The following is a 23,115-nucleotide window of genomic DNA, read 5'->3' as shown; positions in this document are numbered from 1 at the left end:
TTCAGGTGGCATCCGCATGACTGACCATGCCCTTGATCACCACCGCCGTAGTCGCTAACGCCGCCGGAATCACCAACGCCGTCAACACCTGCTCGAAATTCCAGCCCAGGCCCAACAACGTCGCGCCCATCCACGCCCCGAGAATCGCGCCGAACCGACCAATCCCGAGCATCCACGACACCCCGGTCGCTCGCCCCTGAGTCGGATAAAACCGTGCTGCCAGCGACGGCATTGCCGATTGCGCACCGTTCACACACATCCCCGCCACCAACACCAGGGTCGCCAGCAGCGTGATATTGCCCAGACTCTGCCCCACCGCGTAGGCAAACACCCCCGCCAGCAGGTAGAAAATGCCAATCACCTTGTGCGGATTGAAACGGTCCATCGCCCATCCCACAGCGACCGCGCTCAATACCCCGCCAAACTGGAACAACGCGCCAATGAACGCGGCCTGCTCCATGCTTGCGCCGCTGTCACGCATCAGCGTCGGCAGCCAACTGGTCAGCAGATAAACAATCACCAGGCCCATGAAATAGGTCAGCCACAGCAACAAGGTGCCGGTGCTGTAGGTGCCCGAGAAGATCACCGCAAACACATTGCGCGCCTTGACGGTTTTCTGTTCCGGCACGCTGAAGCTGGAAGCCTGAGCGACGGTGACCGGGTCAATCGGCGCGAGGGTCTTGCGCACTTTGTCGGTACCGCGGTTGCGCACGACCAGGTAACGCGCCGATTCCGGCAGCCAGAACAGCAGCACCACGGCGAGGATCAGCGGCAGGATTCCACCAATCAGCAACAAACTGTGCCAGCCGAACGCCGGAATCAGCTTCGCCGAAATAAAACCACCACCGGCCATGCCGAGGTTGAATCCACAGAACATGCTGGTCACCAGCAGCGACTTCTTGCGCTCCGGGGTGTATTCCGACAGCAGTGTCGTCGCGTTCGGCATCCCCGCGCCGAGACCGAGGCCGGTGAGGAAACGCAGCACCAGCAGTTGCTCGACATTGGTGCTGTACGCCGAGGCCAGACTGAAAGCACCGAACAGCACCACCGCCCCCACCAATACGACTTTGCGCCCGAAACGGTCAGCCAAGGGCCCGGAACCGAGCGCGCCGAAGACCATGCCGATCAGCGCGGCACTCATCACCGGGCCGAGGCTGGCGCGGTCGATGCCCCAGTCCTGCGACAGCGCCGGGGCAATGAAACCCATCGCGGCGGTGTCGAGGCCATCTAGGAAAACAATCAGGAAACACAGGATCACCACCCGCCACTGATAGCGCGAGATTGGTTGGGCATTGATGAAGGTCTGCACGTCGAGGCAGTTACCCACAGCGGACTGAGGCTGGTTCATTATTTTTATTCCACGCAAAAAAACGCAGTCGAACGGCGGCCGGCCAAAGAGCGGCACGGTCACAAGAATAGAAGGTCTGGATCAGGCGTTGCGCTGAACCCGGCAACAGGGGATGGGGCGGAGACAGTCGGGGAGCATGCGCATGGTGAGTTGCCTCTTGTCATTATTATGGGAGTCGACAATCCGGCGGGCTCATACAAATCAGCGCCGGATGACGCTGTCGCGACATTAATGATCCGAGGGTTTTAGCGTCAATTCGATAAACGCAACACTGTGCGTTTATCGAACAGCTTCATCAGGCGAACAATTGCGCACTAAGGTCGCGGCTGGCGCTGAGCAGGCCCGGCAGGAAGCGTTGTTCCAGCTCGGTACGACTGACGCGACCGGCGTGAGTACTGACGTTCAGTGCTGCAACCACTTGCCCGGAAGCATCGTAGACCGGCACGGCAATCGAGCGCAGGCCTTGCTCCAGTTCCTGATCGACGATGCACCAGCCTTGTTGCCGCACTTCTTGCAGGCATTCGAGCAACGCCTCGGGCGTGTGCAGGGTGCGGCTGGTCTTGGCAACCAGTTCAGCGTGGTCGAGGTATTCCCCCAGCGACGTGTCGTCCAAAGCTGCCAGCAGAATCCGCCCCATCGACGTGCAATAGGCCGGCAAGCGCCCGCCCACCGAAAGATCCACGGAAATCAGTCGCTGGGTGGTTGCCGAACGGGCGATATACAGAATGTCGTCACCTTCCAGCGTGGCCATGTTGCAGGCTTCGTGCAGTTGCTCGCTCATGCGGTCGAGGTACGGCTGCGCGGAGACGGCCAACGGTGTCGAGGATAGATAGGCGTGGCCGAGGGTCAGCACTTTCGGCAGCAACGAGTAGGTACGACCGTCAGTCGTGGCGTAGCCGAGCTTGATCAACGTGTGCAGGCAACGGCGCACGGCGGCCCGGGGAATTTCCGTACGGTGGCTGATCTGGGCGATGGTCAGATGACGCTTTCGCTCCTGAAAGGCCTGCACCACCGCCAGACCACGGGCTAGTGAGGTCATGAAGTCCGGATCACCGGTCAGCGCCTGGATCCGTTTGGCCGGCGAGGCAACAATCGGCGGCGCCACTGAGGTGAAGGAGTTGCGCATTTGATCGTTCATTTCTTGTCCTTGGTTCCGGCACGGATCAATGGCTATACAAGCGACTCCCGGGAAGATGCACAAGAGTGGAGACGCCAAGATTGGGCGATTATCGAACCGCCGACCGATTATCGCAATGGCTCCCGGCTGGCCGCTCGGGCGCCTTATTAGTGAGGATTGAACTTCGGTGCATCATTGGCTCTGCGCATAGTTGTTCGACTAAATGGCGCCAGAAACTGATCACCTGACAAACAAGGCAACACCCCACCGACAACTTCTGTTAAAAGTTGTGAGTCACAAAACAATCACACATTCGGAACCGTTTTTAACTTGGCAGAGATAGTCAATTCCAAATCGACCGCTATAATGCAAGTCAGTGGTCTGTCGTTTTTTCCTTGATAACGACGCCACCCGCTGCCGCGATGTCCATCGCGGTCAGCCCGGCCAGCGCCTGACGCTCATACTCATGCACCGCCAGCACGCTTGCTGATTACTGGAAACTGATGCTGCGTCAGTTTTAATCTGGTGACGTAGCCGCCTGCAACATGGAAGTCTTGAACGTTCTGCCGACACCACCAATGTCCATTCTGGCATTGAGCCTCGGCGGGTTCGCTCAATCGATTTGTTGCCGTGCGATTCGCCAGACATTTAACTCAACTCAAACAGGTAGCACTGTGACGAAAGACGAACTGCGCGCGGAACTTGAGCGCCAGGAACAACGTTACAAGGATGTTTACGGCGGGGAAGTCACCACCTACGCCGCTCAACCCGAACCGGAACGCAAGGCATGGCGGAAACGACCAACTGTTCAGGATCAGGTTTTCCAGCAAGAACTGAAAAAGATGGAAGAAGAACTCAAAACCGAAGAGCCATAAGTCACGGTTTTTGCTTCTTTGAAGGTTTGCGCCAGCACCGGCTACAAGCGCGGTGTAACGACGAAGCCTTGCGCGCCCGCTACCCGCGGGCAGCGGCTATCTCCCCAGCCGGCAGGCTGCAGGGACGATTCAGACAGGTTTCACAGATATTTCAGACAAGCGTTTGAACCCTTTACGTGCCTGCGAAACTCACGGGCTAGAAGGACTTTTTCCAAGTAATTCAATGACTTGAAAAACCCTGCGCGACGCTTGGTTTTAATGCGCTGCAACAAATTAAATCGAAGAAGAATGTTACCGATGAGCAGGTAGGGCATCGATTTCGAGACTTTTCTGGCATAATCGCGCCCCCTTACGACCGGGTCAGAAAACCTTCATGATCGATTTATTCAGCGGACTGGATGCTTGGGTGCTTGTGAGCCTCTTGCTCGCCCTGACGTTTGTCCTCGCCTTCGAGTTCATCAATGGATTTCATGACACCGCTAACGCGGTAGCCACTGTTATCTACACCAAAGCCATGCCGCCTCACCTGGCGGTGTTCTTTTCCGGTGTGTTCAATTTCCTCGGCGTGCTGCTGGGCGGGGTTGGCGTGGCGTATGCCATTGTCCACTTGCTGCCGGTTGAACTGCTGATCAACGTGAACACCGGCCATGGCCTGGCGATGGTGTTCTCGTTGCTCGCGGCGGCGATCACCTGGAACCTGGGCACCTGGTACTTCGGTATCCCGGCGTCGAGTTCCCACACCTTGATCGGTTCGATCCTCGGTGTCGGCCTGGCCAATGCCCTGATCAACGATATCCCGTTGGCCGACGGCGTGAACTGGCAGAAAGCGATCGACATTGGCGCTTCGCTGGTGTTCTCGCCGATGGCTGGCTTCCTGATCGCGGCACTGGTGCTGATCGGCCTGAAATGGTGGCGCCCGCTGTCGAAGATGCACAAGACACCGGAACAGCGCCGCAAGATCGACGACAAGAAGCACCCGCCGTTCTGGAACCGTCTGGTCCTGGTGATCTCGGCCATGGCCGTGAGCTTCGTGCACGGCTCCAACGATGGCCAGAAAGGCATCGGCCTGATCATGCTGGTGTTGATCGGTATCGTTCCTGCGCAGTTCGTACTTGACCTGAACAGCACGACTTACCAGATCGAACGCACCCGCGATGCGACCCTGCACCTGAGCCAGTTCTACCAGCGCAACTCTGATTCCCTCGGCGAGTTCCTGGCCCTGGGTAAAAGTGTAGAAGGCGACCTGCCGGAGAAATTCCGCTGCAACCCGCAGCAGACCGAACCGACCATCAGCGCCCTGCTCCACACCCTCAAAGGTGTAGCGGACTACCATTCGCTGTCGTCGGAAAGCCGCGTAGAAGTTCGTCGCTACCTGCTGTGCCTGGACGACACGGCGAAGAAAGTTGGCAAGCTGCCAGGCCTGGAAGCCCGTGAAAAGGCTGATCTGGACAAACTGCGCAAAGATCTGACCACCACCACCGAATACGCCCCGTTCTGGGTGATTCTGGCGGTCGCACTGGCCCTGGGCCTGGGCACCATGGTTGGCTGGAAACGCGTGGTACTGACCATCGGTGAGAAGATCGGCAAGCAAGGCATGACCTATTCTCAGGGCATGTCGGCGCAGATCACCACTGCCAGTTTGATCGGTATGGCCAACATCTTCAGCCTGCCGGTGTCGACCACTCACGTTCTGTCTTCGGGCGTGGCCGGGACCATGGTCGCCAACAAGAGCGGCCTGCAGGGTGGTACGGTTCGCACCATTTTGTTGGCGTGGGTGTTGACCCTGCCGGCGACTGTTGCGCTGTCGGCCGGGTTGTTCTGGCTGGCGTCTAAGGCTTTGGGTAGCTGATAGATAGCGGCACATGAGAAAGGCGCGATTCGAAGGGATCGCGCCTTTTTTTGTGTTTGGGGGTTTGGGGTTTGGGGGCATATCCGTTGCTGCGGTGATGGCTGCTTGGGATTCCGCCCTTACGGCGGGTCACTTTTTCCAGACGCCGAAAAAGTAACCAAAAAGGCTGCTCCCGGACGTACGGCACTTCGCTTAGGCTCAGTGTTCCCTCGCTACGGTGTCCATCCGGGGGCATCGCCTCCGGTTTGCTTCGCTGCACCTCCTCTCGATGTGTTTGGCTTCGCCAAACGGCGCTGCGCGCCTACCCCGGATGAACACCTCCGCTCGGCCTGCCGATGGGCCTGAAGATCAAGAGCAGGATCAAAAGCCAAAGCCAAAGCCAAAGCAGATCAAAAAATTGCAGCCTTCGGCAGTGCCTACAGGGCATGAGTACACCCGCCAGAGCTTGGTCGGCTGTCAGGCCGCCATCACTGGCAAGCCAGCTCCCACAGGGGTGGAGTACAACCGACATAAACAGGTCGGCTGTCAGGCCGCCATCACTGGCAAGCAAGCTCCCACAGGGGTGGAGTACAACCGACATAAACAGGTCGGCTATCAGGCCGCCATCACTGGCAAGCAAGCTCCCACAGGGGTGGAGTACAACCGACATAAACAGGTCGGCTATCAGGCCGCCATTGCAGGCAAGCCAGCTCCCACAAGAAAATGAGTACACCCCCGCACGCGGCGCATGCCGCCCCACTCAACACAATGAGCGTTAGCTCGAGTACCGATCTTGATCTAGAGCGCCCGTCGGCAGGCTGAGCGGAGGGATTGATCCGGGGGTGGGAGCGCAGCGACCGTTTGGCGCAGCCAAACACATCGAGAGGAGGTGCAGCGAAGCAAACCGGAGGCGATGCCCCCCGGATCGATCCCGCAGCGAAGGAACCCGAGCCACAGCGAGGGCCGTACGTCAGGGTAAAGCCTTTTTGGTTACTTTTTCGGCGTCTGGAAAAAGTGACCCGCCGTAAGGGCGGAACCCTAGGCGGCCATTACCGCAGCAACGGATATTCACAAAAAACACCCCAAGCATGGTCGGCCCACAGGCCGCCAAGGCAAAAAAAAAGGGCAACCGAAGTCGCCCAAAATGCCTTGCGTGCTCATCAAACCTGAAAGGAAATCAAGGCTTCTTGCGCTTGTTCGCATCCTTCCAGATAAAAAATCCAAACCCTGCAAAAAACAGAACCATGAGGCCAACAGTCAGCACCCCGGCAAACACCACGTTATCGAAAAACATGACTGGCCTCCTGGCCCCTGCTCTGCTGCGATGGAACTAAGTTACCAAACACACAGGCGCACAAATTGACCGGGATCAATACCAGCAACGAAGAGAGATAAAGGCGGGAAAATAACTGACCTGTATCAACGGATGCAGGGGGAGATCAACGCTTTTTCGGTTTGTTTTTCGACTTTTTCTTGGCTTTTCCCAACGGCATCGCCTGCTCGAAGGCATTGCGCACTTCATTCAGGCGCTTCTCTTTGATGTCGTGTACGCGCTTGGCACGTTCGGCATTGAGGTCAATCAGTGTGTCGTCTTGGCTCATGGCAACAGGCATCGCTTGAAATAATCACAACTGCCGCGTCAAAGGCAGGACTGCGCCAATAATGCAGCCTGACGCGAGCGCTGAACAGCCATCGGCATAACGCACCTTCAACAATTGATGTACCCGCTGCCGGATTTCCACGCACAATCGGCGCCTGGAACCAAGCCCCAAAGGATGTTTGCCGTGCCCTTGCACCAGGATCTGCCACCACTGATGGCCCTGCGCGCCTTTGAGGCCGTGGCGCGCCACTTGAGTTTCATCAAGGCTGCCGATGAGTTGTCAGTCACGCAAAGTGCGATCAGCCACCAAGTGCAAAAGCTTGAAGAATGCCTCAACCTGCGGCTGTTTGTCCGGCGCACACGGGCCATCGACCTGACGCCCGCCGGCGCGGCGTATTACCGACAGATCGAACCCGCCCTCGCCGCCATCGCACAAGCCACCCGACAATTGCGCGGCGAACAACCGGCCACCCTGCGCATCGGCCTGCTCGCCTCCTTCGCCACGTTATGGCTGGCCCCGCGACTGGCGGATTTCAACGCAAAACATCCGCACATCCATGTCGAACTGCTGCCCGCCGTGCAATTGGCCGATGTCGGCGGTGGTGAAGTCGATCTGGCTATCCGTTATGGCAAGGGCGGCTGGCCGAAAGTCCGCGCCCGGCGCTTCATGAGCGAAACCCTGACCCCGGTGTGCAGCCCCGCCGCCAAGGCGAAAGGTGTCAACAATGGACCGCTGCTGATGGCCAAGTCGCACCAGCCGTTTGAATGGATCGACTGGCAGCAACACAGCGGCATCGATCTGGCTCATGTGCCCAGCGTCATGCTGCACGACTACAACATCGTGGTCGAAGCCGCCGTCGCCGGCCAAGGCATTGCCATGGGGCGCCAGCGCCTGATCGAGCGTCGACTCAAGGAAGGTGCACTGGTGCCTGCCTTCGACACGCCGCCGATGCACAGTGAAATCGGATACTGGCTGGTCACTCCCGAACGTCCGCCTAGCCTGGCTGTACAGAGTTTCTGCCAGTGGCTGGAAGCGATTGCCGACGCATGAGTTATTTGGATACGTCGGATTAAATCTATCCGTTTGTCCGCCCTGCCACGGGGCAACATGCTGAAGCCCTCACTCCGGAGGACTTGCCATGACCGACTCTCTCAACCAACGCGTCCAGCAACTCGGCCTGCAATTGCCCGCACCGAGCCAGCCCATCGCCAATTACGTCAATCACGTCGTCAGCCAAAACCAGCTATTTATCTCTGGGCAGATTCCACTGCTGGACGGCAAACCCGCCTTCATCGGCCGACTCGGCGAAGCAATCTCCGAAGAGGAAGGGGTCAACGCCGCCGAACTCGCTGCTTTGGGCCTGCTCGCACAGCTCGGCGCTGCCTTGGGGGACGATCTGGGCAAACTGGTGCGCATCATTCGTCTCGGTGTGTTTGTTGCTGCCACGCCTGACTTCCAGCGTCAGGGCGCGGTCGCCAATGGCGCATCGAATCTGCTGGTCAATGCCCTTGGCGAAAAGGGTCGCCATGTGCGCACCGCGGTCGGTGTTGCCAGCCTGCCCAGTGGCGTGGCGGTGGAAATCGATGCGATTTTCGAGCTCCAGCCGTGAATGCTGAGGACATCGCGTTTCTGCGATCAAGAACCCCAGGTTGCAATAACGTCATCCATTTCAACCACGCCGGTGCCTCACTGCCGAGCCAAGCGACCCTAGACGCCGTGATCGCACAGTTGCAACGAGAAGCGCTCGGCGGGCCCATGGAAGTGGCCGACGGTCAGGTGCTGGAAAGGGCCAGAACCGCCGCCGCTGTCCTGCTCAATGCCCAACCCGAAGACATCGCGTTTGCCAGCAGCGGCTCGGCCGCCTGGAGTCAGGCGTTCAACGCGCTGGAACCGTGGCAACCGGGCGAGCGGATTCTGGTGGGCCGTCACGAATGGGCCGGCAATCTGGCCTGCATGGCTGAAGCGGTGAAGGCCGGCGCGCGACTGGAGGTGATTCCCTGCGACGCCAAGGGAGCCGTCGATCCACAGGCACTGGCGCAAATGATCGATCGCCATGTGCGCCTGATCGCCCTGACCTGGCTGCCCGCCAACGGCGGCCTGATCAACCCGGCGGCACAGATCGGTGCGGTCGCCCAGCGCCACGGCATCCCCTATTTCATCGACGCCGGCCAGGCATTGGGGCAGTTGCCCTGTGATGTTCAGGCCCTGCAATGCGATGTGCTCAAGGGCGCCGGGCGCAAGTTTCTGCGCGGTCCACGCGGCACTGCGCTGCTGTATGTCCGCGCGCAATTTTTGCAACGTTTGTTGCCGGTACAACGCGATGTGCTGTCGGCGCCGTGGGACGGCCAGCGCTTCACCTTGCGCAATGACGCCCGGCGTTTCGAGACCAGTGAAGTGTCGTTGGCCCTGCTGGCCGGATTGGCCAATGCACTGGAGGAACACAATCGAATCGGTGCGGTTTCGATTCGACGGCGCATCGAACAATCCAGCCGCCTCCTGCGTGAGCGCATGCAGGCGATTCCCGGCCTGACCCTGCGCAATCTCGGCGCAGCGCAGCAGCAATCCGGGCTGATCGCCTTCACGCTCCAAGGTTGGGACTGTGTTGCGCTCAAACAGGCACTGGCCGCACGCCGCATCAACATCGGCGCCAATGGCGTCGCCTACACACCGCTGGACATGCAGGCGCGCGGGCTGGACAGCATCGCACGGGTGGCGGTGAGTTATCTGAATACAGAAGAGGAAATCGAAGTGTTGCTGGCAAACCTGGCTGAACTGGCCGCTCAGCCTCAGATTTCGATGTCGACCCACAGGCCCTGACGCGGCTGATCTTCCATCAGCGGCACCACCGGCACGGTGTTGTCGGCATTCAGTTCATGACCCGGCACGGCGAGGTGCTCTTCGGGATCTTCATCAGCTTCGCGGCGACGGCGATCACGTTCCTGCTGACGGCGCTGTTCCTCGCGCGCCATCAGTCTGTCCTCTTCAGGATCGCGTTTTTGCAGATCGATCGTGCTTTCGTTGGAGCTTTCCTGCACCGGCACCACCGGAGGAATGTCCGGCCGCTGACGGATCGGATCCTGCTGGGAAGTGATCGGCACAGCGCTCAGGGGGAGCATCGGTGGCAACATATAAAGAGTCTCCTGTCAGCAGGCTATCGGCTTGGGCGATGGCGGCTTGAGCCACTGGTCGCAAACTTGTGACCGGGTTGGCACTCACGGGTGCCGCAAATCGTTCGAAAACTGACGGATGACTGCTTTTGTCTGCACTTGCAGCTTGTAGCTAAATGCTTGCCGCTGCGCCTAATCCTTTGGCCCTGAAGCCTGCATTCCGTTAAGATAGCCCGCTTTTTCAAGGTGGGAGTCAGGCAGCATGGCGCAGCAGTATCAACCGGGGCAACGCTGGATCAGTGACAGCGAAGCAGAGCTTGGTTTAGGCACCGTTCTGGCACAGGACGGCCGCTTGTTGACCGTGCTTTACCCGGCCACTGGCGAAACCCGCCAGTACGCGCTACGGAATGCGCCCCTCACTCGCGTGCGATTCTCGCCGGGTGACAGCATTACCCACTTCGAAGGCTGGAAGATGACCGTCCAGCAAGTCGACGACGTCGACGGTCTGATGGTCTATCACGGCCTCAACGCGCAGAACGAAGCCGTTACCCTGCCGGAAACCCAGCTGTCGAACTTCATTCAGTTCCGTCTGGCCAGCGACCGTCTGTTCGCCGGGCAGATCGACCCGTTGGCGTGGTTCTCGCTGCGCTACAACACCCTCGAACACACCAGCCGCCAGTTGCAATCTTCGCTCTGGGGCCTGGGCGGCGTGCGTGCGCAGCCGATCGCGCACCAGTTGCACATTGCCCGTGAAGTCGCTGACCGAATCGCGCCGCGCGTATTGCTGGCGGACGAAGTGGGTCTGGGTAAAACCATCGAAGCCGGTCTGGTGATCCATCGCCAACTGCTCTCCGGTCGCGCCAACCGCGTGCTGATCCTGGTGCCGGAAAACCTTCAGCACCAGTGGCTGGTCGAAATGCGCCGCCGCTTCAACCTGCAGGTCGCGCTGTTCGACGAAGAACGCTTCATCGAAAGCGATGCCAGCAACCCGTTCGAAGATACCCAACTGGCGCTGGTAGCGCTGGAATGGCTGGTCGACGACGAAAAGGCGCAAGACGCACTGTTCGCCGCCGGTTGGGATCTGCTGGTAGTCGACGAAGCCCACCACCTGGTCTGGCACGAAGACAAGGCCAGCCCGGAATACACCCTGGTCGAGCAACTGGCTGAAACCATTCCGGGCGTGCTGCTGCTCACCGCCACGCCGGAACAACTCGGTCAGGACAGCCACTTCGCCCGTCTGCGCCTGCTTGATCCAAACCGTTTCCATGACCTGGCCGCCTTCCGCGCCGAGAGCGAAAATTATCGCCCGGTGGCCGAAGCCGTTCAGGAGCTGCTGGACAAGGGTCGCCTGTCGCCTGAAGCGCACAAGACCATCCACGGTTTTCTCGGCAACGAAGGCGAAGCCCTGCTGACCGCGGTCAACGATGGCGACACCGAAGCCAGCGCCCGTCTCGTGCGTGAACTGCTTGACCGCCACGGCACCGGCCGCGTGCTGTTCCGTAACACCCGCGCCGCAGTGCAGGGCTTCCCGGAGCGCAAACTGCACCCGTATCCGCTGCCGTGCCCTGACGAATATCTGGAACTGCCGCTGGGCGAACACGCCGAGCTGTACCCGGAAGTCAGCTTCCAGGCCCAGCCGGACGCCAGCGAAGAAGAGCGCTGGTGGAAATTCGACCCGCGTGTCGAGTGGCTGATCGATCAGCTGAAAATGCTCAAGCGCACCAAAGTGCTGGTGATCTGCGCCCACGCCGAAACCGCGATGGACCTGGAAGACGCCCTGCGCGTGCGCTCCGGCATCCCGGCCACAGTGTTCCACGAAGGCATGAACATCCTTGAGCGTGACCGCGCCGCCGCCTACTTCGCCGACGAAGAATTTGGCGCGCAAGTGCTGATCTGCTCGGAAATCGGCAGTGAAGGTCGCAACTTCCAGTTCGCTCACCACCTGGTGCTGTTCGATCTGCCGTCGCATCCGGACCTGCTCGAGCAGCGTATCGGTCGTCTCGACCGGATCGGCCAGAAACACATCATCGAACTGCACGTGCCGTACCTGGAAACCAGCCCGCAAGAGCGTCTGTTCCAGTGGTACCACGAAGCGCTGAACGCGTTCCTCAACACCTGCCCGACCGGCAACGCCTTGCAGCACCAGTTCGGCCCACGCCTGCTGCCGCTGCTCGAAGAAGCCGACGACGGCGAGTGGCAAGCGCTGATCGACGAGGCGCGCACCGAGCGCGAGCGTCTGGAAGAGGAGCTGCACACCGGTCGCGACCGTCTGCTGGAGCTCAACTCCGGCGGTTCGGGTGAAGGCGATCAGTTGGTCGAGGACATCCTTGAGCAAGACGATCAGTTCGCCCTGCCGATCTACATGGAAACCCTGTTCGATGCGTTCGGCATCGACAGCGAAGACCATTCGGAAAATGCCCTGATCCTCAAGCCGAGCGAGAAGATGCTCGACGCCAGTTTCCCGCTGGGCGACGACGAAGGCGTGACCATCACCTACGACCGCAACCAGGCGCTGTCGCGCGAAGACATGCAGTTCATCACCTGGGAACACCCGATGGTGCAGGGCGGCATGGATCTGGTGCTGTCCGGCTCGATGGGCAACACCGCCGTCGCGCTGATCAAGAACAAGGCGCTGAAACCGGGCACCGTTCTGCTGGAACTGCTCTACGTCAGCGAAGTGGTTGCCCCGCGCTCGCTGCAACTGGGCCGTTACCTGCCGCCGGCAGCGCTGCGCTGCCTGCTCGACGCCAACGGCAACGATCTGTCGGCCCGCGTCTCGTTCGAAACCCTCAACGATCAACTGGAAAGCGTCCCGCGTGCCAGCGCCAACAAGTTCATTCAGGCCCAGCGCGATCAGCTGACGCCCCGGATCAACGCCGGTGAAGACAAGATCACCCCGCGTCACGCCGAGCGCGTGGCCGAGGCTCGCCGCCGTCTGGCGGCCGACACCGACGAAGAACTGGCGCGCCTGACCGCGTTGCAAGCGGTCAACCCGACCGTGCGTGACAGCGAACTGGTGGCGTTGCGTGAACAGCGTGAGCAAGGTCTGGCGATGCTGGACAAGGCTGCTTTGCGACTGGAAGCGATTCGGGTGTTGGTAGCGGGCTAAACCGCCCTGCTCCAGCGCTGAAAACAACAAGGCCCGCAGTGATGCGGGCCTTTTTGTTTGCCTGTTATTTATTAGCTGATGCTGATGGCCTCATCGCTGGCAAGCCAGCTCCCACATTGGATCTCCTGCGTGAACACAATCCCTGTGGGAGCTGGCTTGCCAGCGATAGCGGTTATGCAGTCGCAGCAGCAATGTCGGGCTCAACCACCGCCACCAAGCCCTCCTTCATCCGCTGCGCATCCCGCACAAAACACCGCGCCGCCAGAAACAGAAACACCATGGTCAGGAACAGCGCCACCGGGATCAGGTACATCGCATCATGCAGGCCGACAGCTTTAAAGGCTTCGGTCATCTGCTCCGCCCCCGCTGAAATCATCGCCGATTTGGCAAAGTGATCCGACAGCCCGCCAACCACCACCGGCCCCAATCCACCGCCCAGCAGATACAACCCGGCAAAGAACAACGCCATCGCTGTCGCCCGCAGGCGCGGTTCGACCACGTCCTGAATCGCCGTGTACACGCAGGTATAGAAGTTATAGGCAAACAGCCAACCGACGCTGAACAGCGCGACAAACACACCAATCTCGATGCGCCCGGCATGCAACGCCCAAGCCGTGCACAGCGTCGAAATAATCAGACTGAACGCCGCAAACAGCAGTCGCCCGTTGGCCACGCGCTGGTGAATCTTGTCAGCGATCCAGCCACCGAGGGTCAGGCCGATCAGCCCGGTCACGCCGACGATCAACCCGGTCGCCACCGCCGCTTCCTGCAACGGCATGAGGAAATAGCGTTGCAGCATCGGCACCAGAAACGAGTTGCAGGCATAGGTGGCGAAGTTAAAGCACAGCCCGGCCATCACCAGCCACAGGAAGGTCGGCACGGCGAGGATCCGGCGGATCGGTTTGTCGACTTTCTCTTGCGAGACCTGCACGGTTTCCGCTGCGCCGCGTTTTGGCTCCTTGATGAAAAACATGAAGATCGCGAGGAGCAGCCCCGGTACGGCGGCGATGAAGAACGGCGCGCGCCAGCTGTCGAATGCCTTGACCATCCAGCCAATGGTGAAGAACGCCAGCAGCAGCCCCAACGGCAGACCAAGCATGAAAATACCCATGGCCCGCGCCCGACGGTGGGCCGGAAACAGATCGCCGATCAACGAATTGGCGGCCGGTGCGTAACTGGCCTCGCCAATACCGATGCCCATGCGCACGAGCAAAAAGCTCCAGAAACTGCCGACCAGACCGTTGACCGCGGTCAGCGCACTCCACGTCGCCAGGCCCCAGCCCATCAGTTTGCTGCGTGAGCCGGTGTCGGCCATGCGCCCGAGCGGCAGGCCGGCAATCGCATAAACAATGGTGAACGCGGTGCCGACGATCCCTAGCTGAAAGTCGCTGAGGTGCCATTCCATGCGAATCGGTTCGATGATGATCGCCGGGATGGTGCGGTCGAAGAAATTGAACAGGTTGGCGAGGAACAGCAGGAACAGAATGCGCCAGGCATTCGCCGCTTGGGTCGAGTTCTGCATGGGTCCGTCTCTTTATTGTTATTAGGGCTTCACTGCCGACGCATCCGAGCCCGGAACCTGCAATCTAGTCAGGCCGGCAGAGGCTGTCTGTGATCATTCGTCTGCCTGATATCGGGCCATGGCCCTGTAACGAAACGTAAGCCCTTGATAACGCTGAAGTCCCCCGAAAACCGGGGCTTTCGCGGCAAAACCTTGCCACAAAAAAATAGTTTCGCGCCCCCCTTCCCAAGTTCGTGGCGAAGCCTAGAATGGCCGCCGGATCCGTCCGGATCTCCCGATCAATCCCTTTGATACCCGCCCCCATGTCCGAAGTCAGTCCGTGTCTGAATTGCGGTGCCTGCTGTTCCCATTTTCGCGTGTCTTTTTTCTGGGGTGAGTGCTCATCCTCCGGCGGTACGGTGCCCGATGAACTGGTGACGCAAATCAGCCCGAGTCGGGTGGCGATGAACGGCACCGACTGCAAATCGCCGCGCTGCACGGCATTGGTCGGTGAGGTGGGCAGCAACGTGCAGTGCTCGATTTATGAGCAGCGCGCCAGCCCCTGCCGTGAATTCGAATCGTCGTGGGAAAACGGCGAACAGAACGTCGACTGCGACAAGGCCCGCGCGCGCTTCGGCCTGCCACCCCTGCAACCCGACTGGGCCGAGATCCCTTTCGACAAGAGCGCCTGACCTTTAGCGCCAATGGCTATGAGGCTAATGCCGAAATCATTGGCATCAATGTGCTACCACGGCTTGCATCGCGAAAACCGCCTCTATACTCCAGACATTCGCCTGCGTTGACGACGCAGTAAGGACGACTTCAGAGACGGGGCATGCTATGGAGTGGCTTGGTTTGCAGTTTGTTACCGAGCTGCCGGAGAGCGGGCAGGTCATTCTCGATTGCACACACAACCCTTTACTGGTGCTGGTGGCCTATCTGGTCGCCTGCGCTGCGAGTTTCGCTACCCTCGACATGGCCGAACGCGTCGGCCACGCTGAAGACCCCGGCTCACAACGACTGTGGCGCTGGATCGGCGCGACCTGCCTGGCCGGCGGCATCTGGGCCATGCACTTCATCGGCATGCTCGCCTTTCAGGCGCCGATCGACATTCAGTACGACTTGCCGATCACCCTGTTTTCCCTGCTGATTGCCCTGCTCGCTTCGTGGCTGGCCATGCACACGCTGAGCGAGGCGCAACCCAGCCTGATGCATTACCTGAAAACCGCCATCGTCATCGGCTTGGGCATTGCCGGTATGCACTACGTCGGCATGGCGGCGATGCACTCGGTCGCCACGGCTTATTACCAGCCCTTATTGTTCGGCCTGTCGATCGTGATTGCCATCGTCGCCAGTTTCGCGGCCTTGTGGGTCGCGGGTTACTTGCGTGAAGGCAGCGGCATCGCTCATCAGATGCTCAAGTACGCCGCGGCACTGATCCTTGGCGCGGGCATTTTCAGCATGCACTTCACCGGGATGGCGGCGTTACGTCTGGTGTTGCCCGAGGGTAGTGTGCCGAGCCTTTCGGCGGAAAGCAGTCACTTGCAACTGGGCCTGACGGTGGCGCTGATCATTCTGTTGATCCTCGGTAGCGCGATCAGCGCAGCACTGGCCGACAAGAAGTTGCAGAACAAGGAGCACGACCTGCGCCGAGTGAACGCGCTGCTCAGCCAACTCGATCAGGCGCGCATGTCGCTGCAACAAGTGGCCAACTACGACGCCCTGACCAACCTGATCAACCGTCGTGGCTTCAACCAGATCTTCGCCGAGAAGCTCAGCCAGAAAGCCACCGAAGGCGGCATGCTCGCGGTGATGTTTCTCGACATCGACCACTTCAAGCGGATCAACGACAGCCTCGGCCATGACGCCGGCGACGCCTTGCTCAAGGTCATCGCCAATCACATCAAAGGCTCGGTGCGCAGCCATGAAGACGTGGTCGCGCGTTTCGGGGGGGATGAGTTTTGCATCCTGATCGGTCTGAATGACCGTGAAGAGGCGCGCGGCATGGCGCAACGGATCATGCAGAAAATGAAAGAGCCGATCGAACTCGCCGGACGCCGGATGGTGATGACCACCAGCATCGGCATCAGCCTCTATCCAGAAGACGGGACCACCTGCGAGGAGTTGCTCAAGCACGCAGATCTGGCGTTGTATCAGTCCAAAGGCGCGGGACGCAACGGCTTGCACTTTTTCAGCTCCAACCTGAAGACCCGCGCCAGCTTCGAGCTGCAACTGGAGGAAGAACTGCGCCACGCCCTGCGCGAAGAAAACGGCCTGATGCTTTATTACCAACCGATCTTCGAACTGAAAACCGGCCGGGTTACCAAGCTCGAAGCGTTGATCCGCTGGCAGCATCCGGTCCACGGCCTGCTGACCCCGGACCGCTTTATCAGCATCGCCGAAAACAATGGCCTGATCGCCGAACTGGACAATTGGGTCCTGCGCCGCGCCTGCAAGGATCTGGGTGAACTGTCGCGCCATGGCTGCGAAGAACTGAAAATCGCCTGGAACTGTTCACCGCTGAACCTCGCCCGGGAAGAACTGGCGGACGAAATCGAAAGTGCGCTGCGCACCGCTGGGGTGGCGCCGGAACGGCTGGAGCTGGAAGTCACCGAGAATGCGCTGATGGGCAACATCGCCAACACCCTGGTGCTGTTGCGCCAGATCCGCGCCCTCGGTGTGTCGCTGTCGATCGATGACTTCGGCACCGGCTACTCGTCGCTGGCCTACCTCAAGCGACTGCCGCTCAACACCCTGAAAATCGACCGCTCGTTCATCCTCGACATTCCCAAAGCCACGGCCGACATGGAGATCGTCCAGGCGATCATCGTCATGGCGCACACCCTGCATTTGCAGGTGGTCACCGAAGGCGTGGAAAGCCTGGAGCAATACGAGTTCCTCGAGCGTTCGGGCTGCGATTTCATTCAGGGTTACCTGCTCAGCCGCCCGGTGCCGCTGGACGAACTGCGTCCGGTGCTGGAAGAAATCAATCAGCGCAAACATTCACACACGGTCAATCCGTTGATTCTGGCGCGCGGTACATTTGCACCAGTGTCGCTGGATCCTGCGCCAAAAAGCCTTGCGCCCCATGCAGGCGCATCAGTTGTGCGGCCAATCCGCTGATCGGCGTGGCCGAGCCTTGTTCGCGAGAGAACTTCACCGCCGTATCGAGATCTTTGAGCAGCGTGCGCACGTGCCATTTGATCGGTTCGAAACGGCTTTCGGCCATTTGCGGAGCGAGGATCTGCAACGGTTTGGAGTCGGCAAAACCACCGGCCAACGCCTCGGCAATCAGGCTGGCATCGACGCCCGCCTGCTCGGCCAACGCCACCACCTCAGCAATCACCAGCGCATTGCAGGCGACGATCATCTGATTGCAGGCCTTGGTCACCTGACCCGCGCCAACGCCGCCCATGTGCGTGACGCGCTGTCCCAGATTGAGCAACACCGGGCGCACCCGCTCAACGTCTGCCACCTCGCCACCGACCATGATTGCCAGGCTACCGGCCTCGGCCCCGACCACGCCGCCGGATACCGGTGAATCCAGCCAGGCCATGCCGGTTTGCTCCAGCAACTGCGCGGCCATTTCACGCGTCGCCGTCGGCTCAAGGCTGGAAAAATCTACCAACAACTGGCTTTTTTTCGCTCCTTCGGCGACACCGGCCGGGCCAAACACGACTTCGCGCACCACCGCCGTATCGGCCAGACACAACATCACCACGTCGGCGTGTGCGCACAGTTCTGCGGGGCTCGCTACCTGCCGGGCACCAGCCTCGACCAGTGGCGCGCACTTGGCCGGGTTACGGTTCCACACCGCCAGCGGATAACCCGCTGCCAGCAGACGCCGGCACATTGGCAGGCCCATCAGACCGATTCCGGCGAACCCCAACGAAGGTAGCGTTGACATCATTTAGCCTCCTTTTGATTAAAGATCGCCGAATAATGGCCGATTCATCAACGATCAGGAAAGGATTCCCCCAAGCGACAGTCAGGCCAAGTCCCTGACGCTCGGGCTCAATTCGCGCAAAAAAAGACGCGAGATCTTATTCCGTGAGGTTCGCAGGCAACTGGCCCGCGAGCCAACCAGTCCAGGCATATGGCGCACAATGACTTCTAAAAACAATCCCGCCACCGCGGTATCCGATCTGACCTTGAGCCCCGCGGCGAACAGCCCGTCATCGTCGAAGCCATTGGTCCCGTCGCGCCCGCTGTCAACTCAGCAATACCTGTACTTCACCGAAACCAATACCGACCGTATCCTCGACAACCTCGATGGCCTGCGTGATCTGGTGTTCCCGCGTCCGCCGCACCTGGAAGGCGACAACGAACAGCACAACGATCAGGAATTCCCCTCGGTGTGCCTGATCGGCCTCGGTCGCTGCGGCTCCAACATCGCCCTCGACGTCGCGGAGCTGGTGTACAACGCGCGCAAGTTCTACCTCAACGAATTCAACAACGAAGATCGCCTGTCGCCGGACAAACGCTACGCCGAAAAGGGCTACAGCCCGGCCCAGTGGATCAAGAACAACCTGCGTATCGGCCCGAACAAATCCACCAAACCGGTGTTTCTGGTAGAGCCGCTGGTGATGCTCGGCGACCTCGACAAGGACATCGCCGGGCGCATCCGTTTCTCGCGCAAGGGCGAGAAAAGCGGCTTCCTGCGCGACTACAGCAAAATGAAGATCATGGACTTGTCCGAAGTCCACGCCGGTGGCGCCGGTAACGCGCCGATCCTCGGCCAGTATCTGGCGAAGATCATCCTCAACAAGGACACCCAGCGTTTCTCCAGCCCAGACTGGAAAATGATTCACTCGTACCTGATCGACAGCTGCGGCATCAAGGCCAACCAGTCGCGCCTGTATTTCTCGATCTTCAGTGCCGGCGGCGGTACCGGTTCCGGCATGGCCTCGGAATTCGGCCTGGCCCAGCAGCACTCGTACATGAACAAGACGTTCGACACCAAGCCGATGGACGAGCATGACGGCAAGAGCGGTCATTCGTTCGTGTTCGAGCCGATCTTCACCAGCGGCATCTGCGTGCTGCCGAACATTTCCGACCACCGCAGCGAAATGTCCGAGGCGCTGCACATCAACGCCGGTCGCCTGCTGTGCAAATACCTCTCGGAAGAATGGGATTTCTCCTACAACTTCGCCAACGAAGACAGCAGCGAAGCCAGCGTCATGGGCCGTATCCGCCCATGGAACGCGATGATGCTGATTTCCAACGACATCATGCGATACGCCGAAGAGAGCGATGACGGCAACATCCAGAACATTGATGTCAATGCGATGGAAAAGCACGCCAACCAGTACATCTCGCAGCAGATCTTCAACATTCTGACCGCGCAGGCCGTCACCACTGACTACGACCAGAACTACTTCCGTCGTGCCGGCATCGACATCGGCGAAACCATTCGCCTGGATGCCAACGACCTGTTCATGAGTCTGGCCGGCCCGGTGGCGATTGCCTACGCCGAATCGGTGGTGCCGGAAACGCCGCCGCCGAGCAGCGACAAGTTCAAGGTGTTCGATAAAGAGCCGCAGCGCCTGAACATCGACGATCTGTTTTTCCGCTCGATCGACCTGCCGCACTTCAACAAGGTCACCCAGGCGATCGAAGGCATCAGCCTGCTGCCGATCGAGTCCAAGCGCTATCGCGCCTCGCTGGAGCAGTACAAGAACTCCGGCTACGACGCTGCGGCGCTGCACGACCTGCACTTCTTCAAGAACTGCTCGTCGGTGGTCTCGATCGTCTCGCTGCCGAAAGACTACAAGCTGTCGTACATGGACCTGAACCGGTTGAAGACCCACCTCAACAGCCTGTTCCCCAACACCACGCTCAAGCGTTATGCGTTGGTGATCGGTGCTTCGGCCAACCTGTCGCTGACCACCCTGATCGCCAAGAGCCCGTGCCTGTCGGACGACTTCCTGACCCTGATCGTGGCGTTCATCAAGCGTTGCTTCGCGAAGAACCCGTACCGGTTCGACGAGACGCTGGATAACTCGATTCTCGACTTCATCATCAACGAGGAATTCGACGAAGACCGCATCGATGACTTGCTCAACGAATTCGAGAACCCGGCGAAGATCCTCGACACCAACTGGTACGCGATCAAGCCGATGTACGAGAAGAAGTATCGCGAGCTGATCAACGACAAAGACAAGTTTGTCTCGATCAATGACATTCGCCTGTCGCGCGATTGCGTGAAGAAAGCGATCAAGTACCTGCGCGAGATCTACCGTCACCGGATTGGCAAGACCAAGGTTATTTCCCTCAATAACCATACCGGCAAGTCGTTCTCGGTCTGATCACAGACCGGGTCGCCCCAATCGCTGGCAAGCCAGCTCCCACAGGTTTTCGGGTGTTCACAATATTGGTGTTCACCGCAAACCTTGTGGGAGCTGGCTTGCCAGCGATTGGGCCCTCAGATTCCCTGAAGATTTCAGCTTTTCCAATATCCAGAAACAATTAAGCAGCCGTTAGGCTGCTTACTAAACTGTTCCCGTTACGTTTACGTCACCGTGATGCCACCCTCGCTTGTGGTGTTTCTCTACGGCAACGTGCCATCACGCTACTCGGCTACACACTTTTCAACGATGCTGGCATGCACTACATCAGTGCAGGCATTCAGACCGCCGCCCTTTCCTGGATCAAAATCCACGGACTCACCACCACCGCCCACAGCTGTGGATCGCGCTCGAAAATATCCAGCGCCCGCGTTTCAGACAGCTTGGCGACCTTGTCTTCGGCCAGCCAGGCAGCGACTTTCTCGCCTTCATCCGACGCCACGGCCTCGGCAGCGGCGATCAAATCCAGCGCAGGGTCGACCCACAATAGGGCACCCCTGGCGAAGAACGGCTCCAACTCTTTCCAGGTAATAGATGCGGTCTCGCCGAGCAGCTTGGCATAGAGGGTGCTAGGTTCTTGATTCATGGGAACTGTCCGGAAAAGAAATCGACGCGAATGATAACGTCGGTGGTCCGCCAGAAAAACCCGGTTGCAAATGGCTGCACCGAACGAAAAGAGCAGGAACGCCAGGGAATGCTGATGATTGGGATATATGCCCACGAACGCCCCGCCGCAATTCTGTCTTTTTCATTCAAAAATGCGACACCCCCAAGTTTTGCCCCTCGGCGCCCGCTTCCCAGGCCAACAACCGGCGCTCTACACTGTACCGGTACAGTTGCCGGGGGCATTTCCGGAGGGTATCGCAAAGATATCTGACCCGGTTCTGCTGCTACGGCGCCAGAACTCAAAAAAATTACAACAGTAAGAGTGGAGCACTATGACTAAGGCTACTAAGCAGATTTCCAAACTGTTTGCCGCTATGGTTCTGGCCGGGGTTGCCGGCCATTCGTTCGCAGCTGACACCATCAAAATCGGTATCGCCGGCCCTAAAACCGGTCCTGTAGCCCAGTACGGCGACATGCAGTTCAGTGGCGCGAAAATGGCCATCGAACAAATCAACGCCAAGGGCGGCGTGGACGGCAAGAAGCTCGAAGCCGTTGAATACGACGATGCCTGCGATCCGAAACAAGCCGTAGCGGTCGCGAACAAGGTCGTCAACGACGGCGTCAAGTTCGTGGTCGGTCACCTGTGCTCCAGCTCCACTCAACCTGCTTCGGACATCTACGAAGACGAAGGCGTGATCATGATCACCCCGGCTGCCACCAGCCCGGACATCACCGCCCGTGGTTACAAAATGATCTTCCGTACTATCGGTCTGGACAGCGCCCAGGGTCCTGCCGCCGGTAACTACATTGCCGATCACGTCAAACCGAAAATCGTCGGCGTCCTGCACGACAAGCAGCAGTACGGTGAAGGCATCGCCACCGCCGTGAAATCGACCCTTGAGAAGAAAGGCACCAAAGTTGCCGTGTTCGAAGGCGTTAACGCCGGCGACAAAGACTTCTCGGCGATCATTGCCAAACTCAAGCAAGCCAACGTCGACTTCGTTTACTACGGCGGCTACCACCCGGAGCTGGGTCTGATCCTGCGTCAAGCCCAGGAAAAAGGCCTGAAAGCCAAGTTCATGGGCCCAGAAGGCGTGGGCAACGACTCGATCACCCAGATCGCCAAAGACGCTGCCGAAGGCCTGCTGGTAACCCTGCCGAAATCCTTCGACCAGGACCCTGCCAACATCGCCCTGGCCGATGCTTTCAAAGCGAAGAAGGAAGACCCGAGCGGCCCGTTCGTGTTCCCGTCCTACTCGGCGGTTGAAGTGATTGCCGAAGGCATCAAGGCAGCCAAGTCCGAAGACGCGGCCAAAGTGGCTGAAGCCATCCACGCCGGTACCTTCAAAACCCCGACTGGTGACCTGAGCTTCGACGCCAAGGGCGACTTGAAAGACTTCAAATTCGTGGTCTACGAGTGGCACAACGGCAAACCGAAAACCGAAGTGTCGCCTCAGTAAGGCACGGCCGGACTGACTGCCAATAAAGCCCACGGCGTGCCGTGGGCTTTGTTTTACGAATGTAAGGGCCGCGCTGGCGTGATCCGCCAGTCTCCCCACCTGAAAATCTCAAAACCGTCATCAGCGGTTCGCTGGCAAACCCCGGATTCGAAGTGGATATAGATCCACGGGGCCGGGCGGGAAAATGACTCCACCAGTGAAATGCGTATCAGGTTT

The 23,115-nt window shown here is 59.4% G+C and carries 19 protein-coding genes; 11 read left to right on the top strand and 8 right to left on the bottom strand.

Annotated elements, in window-relative coordinates:
* Position 1: 1 nt before the first annotated feature.
* A complete protein-coding gene (pcaK, locus tag KI231_RS06750; protein WP_103307045.1) occupies positions 2–1,348 on the bottom strand; it encodes a 4-hydroxybenzoate transporter PcaK in 1,347 nt (448 codons plus the stop codon).
* A 295-nt stretch (positions 1,349–1,643) separates the two neighbouring features.
* On the bottom strand, positions 1,644–2,486 hold the full coding sequence (pcaR, locus tag KI231_RS06745) for a pca regulon transcriptional regulator PcaR (protein WP_123465317.1): 843 nt from the start codon (positions 2,484–2,486) through the stop codon (positions 1,644–1,646).
* Between the two features lie 653 nt (positions 2,487–3,139).
* On the opposite strand from pcaR, the gene KI231_RS06740 reads away from it, so the two are divergent.
* From KI231_RS06740 to KI231_RS06730, 3 genes are all read left to right on the top strand, one after another.
* Entirely contained in the window at positions 3,140–3,340 is a 201-nt protein-coding gene (locus tag KI231_RS06740; RefSeq protein ID WP_103307048.1) for a hypothetical protein, read from the top strand.
* A gap of 373 nt (positions 3,341–3,713) precedes the next feature.
* Positions 3,714–5,189, top strand: a complete 1,476-nt coding sequence (locus KI231_RS06735; protein ID WP_103307050.1) for an inorganic phosphate transporter — start codon at positions 3,714–3,716, stop codon at positions 5,187–5,189.
* Positions 5,190–5,499: 310 nt separating this feature from the next.
* The gene (locus KI231_RS06730) at positions 5,500–5,895 is read left to right on the top strand and encodes a hypothetical protein (RefSeq protein ID WP_213027780.1); all 396 of its coding nucleotides are present in this window, start codon (positions 5,500–5,502) and stop codon (positions 5,893–5,895) included.
* A 450-nt stretch (positions 5,896–6,345) separates the two neighbouring features.
* On the opposite strand, the gene ccoM is transcribed toward KI231_RS06730, so the two are convergent.
* Positions 6,346–6,462 carry a cytochrome c oxidase subunit CcoM gene (gene ccoM / locus KI231_RS30135; RefSeq protein ID WP_007959205.1) on the bottom strand — a complete coding sequence of 39 codons (117 nt, stop codon included), beginning with the start codon at positions 6,460–6,462 and terminating at the stop codon, positions 6,346–6,348.
* A gap of 145 nt (positions 6,463–6,607) precedes the next feature.
* Complete coding sequence (locus KI231_RS06725) at positions 6,608–6,769, bottom strand: hypothetical protein (RefSeq protein ID WP_177431474.1); 162 nt, start codon at positions 6,767–6,769, stop codon at positions 6,608–6,610.
* 183 nt (positions 6,770–6,952) lie between these two features.
* Here KI231_RS06725 and KI231_RS06720 point away from each other — a divergent pair, with 183 nt between their 5' ends.
* From KI231_RS06720 to KI231_RS06710, 3 genes are all read left to right on the top strand, one after another.
* Positions 6,953–7,819, top strand: coding sequence for a LysR substrate-binding domain-containing protein (locus tag KI231_RS06720; RefSeq protein ID WP_103307219.1), 867 nt, complete (start codon positions 6,953–6,955; stop codon positions 7,817–7,819).
* A gap of 88 nt (positions 7,820–7,907) precedes the next feature.
* Positions 7,908–8,378, top strand: coding sequence for a RidA family protein (locus KI231_RS06715; protein WP_213027779.1), 471 nt, complete (start codon positions 7,908–7,910; stop codon positions 8,376–8,378).
* Positions 8,375–9,586 (top strand): aminotransferase class V-fold PLP-dependent enzyme, encoded by a 1,212-nt coding sequence (locus KI231_RS06710; protein ID WP_213027778.1) that lies wholly within the window; start codon positions 8,375–8,377, stop codon positions 9,584–9,586. Before KI231_RS06715 ends, KI231_RS06710 begins: the two co-directional genes overlap by 4 nt.
* Here the strand turns inward: KI231_RS06710 and KI231_RS06705 are convergent.
* Complete coding sequence (locus KI231_RS06705) at positions 9,556–9,897, bottom strand: aspartate-semialdehyde dehydrogenase (protein WP_103307214.1); 342 nt, start codon at positions 9,895–9,897, stop codon at positions 9,556–9,558. The two genes, KI231_RS06710 and KI231_RS06705, sit on opposite strands and share 31 nt — an antisense overlap.
* Positions 9,898–10,138: 241 nt before the next feature.
* Between KI231_RS06705 and rapA the strand changes: the two genes are divergently transcribed.
* Entirely contained in the window at positions 10,139–12,985 is a 2,847-nt protein-coding gene (rapA, locus tag KI231_RS06700) for an RNA polymerase-associated protein RapA (protein ID WP_213027777.1), read from the top strand.
* Between the two features lie 172 nt (positions 12,986–13,157).
* On the opposite strand, the gene KI231_RS06695 is transcribed toward rapA, so the two are convergent.
* Entirely contained in the window at positions 13,158–14,507 is a 1,350-nt protein-coding gene (locus KI231_RS06695) for a spinster family MFS transporter (RefSeq protein ID WP_213027776.1), read from the bottom strand.
* 302 nt (positions 14,508–14,809) lie between these two features.
* Between KI231_RS06695 and KI231_RS06690 the strand changes: the two genes are divergently transcribed.
* Positions 14,810–15,178, top strand: coding sequence for a YkgJ family cysteine cluster protein (locus KI231_RS06690; RefSeq protein ID WP_103307211.1), 369 nt, complete (start codon positions 14,810–14,812; stop codon positions 15,176–15,178).
* Between the two features lie 148 nt (positions 15,179–15,326).
* On the top strand, positions 15,327–17,609 hold the full coding sequence (locus KI231_RS06685) for a putative bifunctional diguanylate cyclase/phosphodiesterase (protein ID WP_103307210.1): 2,283 nt from the start codon (positions 15,327–15,329) through the stop codon (positions 17,607–17,609).
* Here KI231_RS06685 and KI231_RS06680 read toward each other — a convergent pair.
* Entirely contained in the window at positions 17,500–18,396 is an 897-nt protein-coding gene (locus tag KI231_RS06680) for an NAD(P)-dependent oxidoreductase (protein WP_213027775.1), read from the bottom strand. The genes KI231_RS06685 and KI231_RS06680 overlap by 110 nt on opposite strands.
* A gap of 196 nt (positions 18,397–18,592) precedes the next feature.
* Here KI231_RS06680 and KI231_RS06675 point away from each other — a divergent pair, with 196 nt between their 5' ends.
* Complete coding sequence (locus tag KI231_RS06675; protein WP_103307209.1) at positions 18,593–20,794, top strand: hypothetical protein; 2,202 nt, start codon at positions 18,593–18,595, stop codon at positions 20,792–20,794.
* 319 nt (positions 20,795–21,113) lie between these two features.
* On the opposite strand, the gene KI231_RS06670 is transcribed toward KI231_RS06675, so the two are convergent.
* A complete protein-coding gene (locus KI231_RS06670) occupies positions 21,114–21,419 on the bottom strand; it encodes a DUF2288 domain-containing protein (RefSeq protein ID WP_103307208.1) in 306 nt (101 codons plus the stop codon).
* 352 nt (positions 21,420–21,771) lie between these two features.
* On the opposite strand from KI231_RS06670, the gene KI231_RS06665 reads away from it, so the two are divergent.
* Positions 21,772–22,899: a branched-chain amino acid ABC transporter substrate-binding protein gene (locus KI231_RS06665; protein WP_213027774.1), complete on the top strand. Its 1,128-nt coding sequence runs from the start codon at positions 21,772–21,774 to the stop codon at positions 22,897–22,899.
* Positions 22,900–23,115: the final 216 nt, after the last annotated feature.

It is taken from the genome of Pseudomonas sp. Seg1 (assembly GCF_018326005.1).
In the GTDB taxonomy this organism is placed as follows: domain Bacteria; phylum Pseudomonadota; class Gammaproteobacteria; order Pseudomonadales; family Pseudomonadaceae; genus Aquipseudomonas.
Note: the sequence above shows the minus strand (reverse complement) of the source record. Positions and strands in the feature narration are given on the sequence as shown.